Origin of the sequence: Streptomyces sp. NPDC057654 (assembly GCF_042800135.1) — a bacterium.
Taxonomy (GTDB): Bacteria; Actinomycetota; Actinomycetes; order Streptomycetales; family Streptomycetaceae; genus Streptomyces.
Map to the genome: position 1 here is coordinate 1 of NZ_JBHVHQ010000843.1, position 3,749 is coordinate 3,749.

At 72.7% G+C, this 3,749-nt stretch carries 1 protein-coding gene and 1 pseudogene; both read left to right on the top strand.

Annotation, left to right across the window (positions count from 1 at the left end; translation table 11 throughout):
- A pseudogene (locus tag ACFU99_RS36950) lies at positions 1-904 on the top strand (endo-beta-N-acetylglucosaminidase); the annotation flags it as partial.
- A 22-nt stretch (positions 905-926) separates the two neighbouring features.
- Positions 927-3,749, top strand: a 2,823-nt coding sequence (locus tag ACFU99_RS36955) for an alpha-mannosidase (protein ID WP_384401029.1), incomplete at its 3' end; no start/stop codon positions are given.

A 3,749-nucleotide genomic window follows, 5' to 3' on the forward strand; every position in this document is an offset into this window, starting at 1 on the left:
CTCGCCGCGTCCGGGAAGTTCGCGGAGCGCCTGGGCCGCGGACCGCTCCACGCTGACGGCGCTGCCCTTCGCGACGAGCTTCAACACCGGGCACGGCACCGGCTGGTACGAGCGCGGCGAGCGCACCGGCGACGCCCCCTGGAACCACCTGGGGCTCCAGGACCGGCTGCCCGGCCGCCGCTGGGTGATCCACACGGACGGGTCGCGTCCGCAGGTCTCCTTCGACTTTTCGGATGCCTGGCGCGGTGGGACCAGCCTGCTCGTAGACGGCGCGCTCGGCTCGCCCGCGACCGTCGAGCTGTTCACGGCGCGGCTGCCCATTTCGGACACCACCGTCGTGGAGCTTGCCCACCGCACCGACCCCGGTTCGGGCGGCGTACGCGTGGAGCTGGCCGTCTCGACGGAGGAGCCCTACCGCTTCACCTACATCGACGCGGGCGTCCTTCCCGCGGGCGGCCGGGGCTGGTCCACCGCCACGCTCCGCCTGGGCCGGGCGCTGCGCGGCGCGAAGGCCCGTACGCTGCGCGCCGTCGGAATCCGCCTCACCGCCGCGGACGGCGCTCCGGTCCGCTGGCGGCTGGGCTCCCTCGCGATCCGCGACACGCAAGCGTCCGGACCGCGCAGGCCCGGCGGCCTCAAGGTGACCGCCGCGCGCCGCGGCGCGGACGGCACGGCGGCGCTGCGGCTGTCCTGGGGCCGGGCGAGCGGCCCCGTACGCCATTACGAACTGCACCAGGTCCTGCCGGGCGGCGCGCGCCGCTTCCTCGGCGGGACCTGCGGGACGGCCTTCTACGTGCCGTCGCTGCGGCGCGCGTCCCAGGAGGCGGCCACCCGGGTCGAGCTCCGTACGGTGGACGAGCTGTTCGCCTCATCAGACCCTGTTTTCACCACGTTCCACTGGTAGCTCTCGCTAAGGAATCCCTTCCATGCACAACGATCGTTCCATCACCGAAGCCCGCCTCAAGCGGGTCCTGGACGAGCGCATCCGCCCCGCCCTCTACCCCGAGTCGGTGCCGCTGACCGTCGGCGTGTGGAACGCGCCCGGCGAGCCCGTACCCGTCGAGGAGGGGATCGCCGCCGCCCGTACGCCGATCGAGGTGGGCGCCCCCTGGGGCCCGCCGTGGGGCACCAGCTGGTTCACCGTCACCGGGACCGTGCCCGCCGCGTGGGCGGGGCGGACCGTGGAGGCCGTGCTCGACCTCGGCTTCGACGAGAACATGCCCGGCTTCCAGTGCGAGGGCCTCATCTACCGGCCCGACGGCACCCCGGTCAAGGGCCTCAACCCGCGCAACCAGTGGGTGCGGATCGGGGCGCCGGCCGAGGGCGGGGAGAAGGTGGAGCTGCACATCGAGGCGGCCTCCAACCCCGTGCTGCTCGACTACCACCCCTTCCTCCCCACCGAGCTCGGCGACAAGGAGACCGCGGGCAGCGAGCCGCAGTACAAGCTGGCGCGGATGGACCTCGCGGTCTTCGACGAGGCCGTGTGGGAGCTGATCCAGGACCTGGAGGTGCTGGGCGAGCTGATGGCCGAGCTGTCCACGGACTCGCCGCGCCGCTGGGAGATCCTGCGGGCCGTGGAGCGGGCGCTGGACGCCGTCGACCTCCAGGACGTGGGCGGCACGGCCGCGCGCGCCCGCGAGGAGCTCACCGAGGTGCTGTCCGCCCCGGCGCACGCCTCCGCGCACCGCATCAGCGCGATCGGCCACGCGCACATCGACTCGGCGTGGCTGTGGCCGCTGCGCGAGACGGTCCGCAAGGTGGCCCGTACGACGTCGAACATGACGGCGCTGCTGGAGGACGAGCCGGAGTTCGTCTACGCGATGTCGCAGGCCCAGCAGTTCGCGTGGATCAAGGAGCACCGGCCGGAGGTCTACGCCAAGGTCAAGAAGGCCGTGGCCGAGGGCCGGTTCGTGCCGGTGGGCGGCATGTGGGTGGAGTCGGACACCAACATGCCCGGCTCCGAGGCGCTGGCCCGGCAGTTCGTGCACGGCAAGCGGTTCTTCATGGACGAGTTCGGGATCGAGCCGCAGGAGGTCTGGCTGCCGGACACCTTCGGCTACTCGGCGTCGCTGCCGCAGATCGTCAAGCAGGCGGGCGCCAAGTGGTTCCTGACGCAGAAGATCTCGTGGAGCCAGACCAACAAGTTCCCGCACCACACCTTCTGGTGGGAGGGGCTGGACGGCACCCGCGTCTTCACGCACTTCCCGCCGATGGACACGTACAACGCGCAGCTCTCCGGCAAGGAGGTCGCACACGCGGTCGCCAACTTCCAGGAGAAGGGCAGCGCGACGCGGTCGATCGCGCCGACCGGCTGGGGCGACGGCGGCGGCGGCACGACCCGCGAGATGCTGGCGCGCGCCAAGCGCCTGAAGGACCTGGAGGGTTCGGCGAAGGTCGTCTTCGAGAAGCCCTCGGAGTTCTTCGAGAAGGCGCACGCGGAGTACCAGCACGCCCCCGTGTGGGTCGGTGAGCTGTACCTGGAGCTGCACCGGGCGACGCTGACCAGCCAGGCGAAGACGAAGCAGGGCAATCGGCGCTCCGAGCACCTGCTGCGCGAGGCGGAGCTGTGGGCGTCGACGGCCGCGGTGCGGGCCGGGTTCGCCTACCCGTACGAGCGGCTGGACCGGCTGTGGAAGGCCGTGCTGCTGCTCCAGTTCCACGACATCCTGCCGGGCACCTCGATCGCGTGGGTGCACCGCGAGGCGGCGGAGCGGTACGCGGCGATCGGCGCGGAGCTGACCGAGATCATCGAGGGGGCGCAGGCGGCCCTCGCCGGGGACGCCGCCGCCGGTACGTCCGTGGTCTTCAACGCGGCCCCGCACACCCGTGCCGGGGTCGCGGCGGGCGGCGCCGAGGTGTCGGCCGAGAGCGGCCGGCCGGTGTCGGCCGAGGCCCGCGAGGACGGCTCGTTCGTGCTGGAGAACGGGCTGCTGCGGGTCGTCGTCGACGGCCGCGGGCTCGTCGTCTCGGCGTACGACCTGGTGGCGGAGCGCGAGACGATCGCGCCGGGCGAGGCCGCCAACCTCCTCCAGCTGCACCCGGACTTCCCGAACATGTGGGACGCCTGGGACGTCGACCACTTCTACCGCAACACCGTCACCGACCTCACGGACGTCGAGTCGGTGGAGCTGGTGGACGGGGGCTCCGTGCGGGTCGTACGGGCCTTCGGCGAGTCCCGCGTCGAGCAGCTGCTGACCCTCCCGGCCGGCGAGCGGCGCCTGGACATCGACACCGAGGTGGACTGGCACGAGACGGAGAAGTTCCTCAAGACGGCCTTCCCGCTGGACGTGCACGCGGACCGGACGGCGGCCGAGACGCAGTTCGGCCACCTGTACCGGGCGACGCACACCAACACCAGCTGGGACGCCGCGAAGTTCGAGGCGTGCGCGCACCGCTTCGTGCACCTGGAGGAGCCGGGCTGGGGCGTGGCCGTCGTCAACGACTCGACGTACGGCTACGACGTGACGCGCGCCGTGCGCGAGAGCGACACGGGCACGACCACGACGGTGCGCCTCTCCCTGCTGCGCGCCCCGCGCTTCCCCGACCCGCGCACCGACCAGGGCGTGCACCGCTTCCGGTACGCGCTGGTGCCCGGCGCGACGATCGGCGACGCGGTGCGCGAGGGCTACCGCGTGAACCTGCCGGAGCGCCGGGTGCCCGGTGACGCGCAGGTGGCGCCGCTGGTGACGGTGGCCGACGACGCCGTGGTGGTGACGGCCGTGAAGCTCGCGGACGACGGCAGCGGCGAT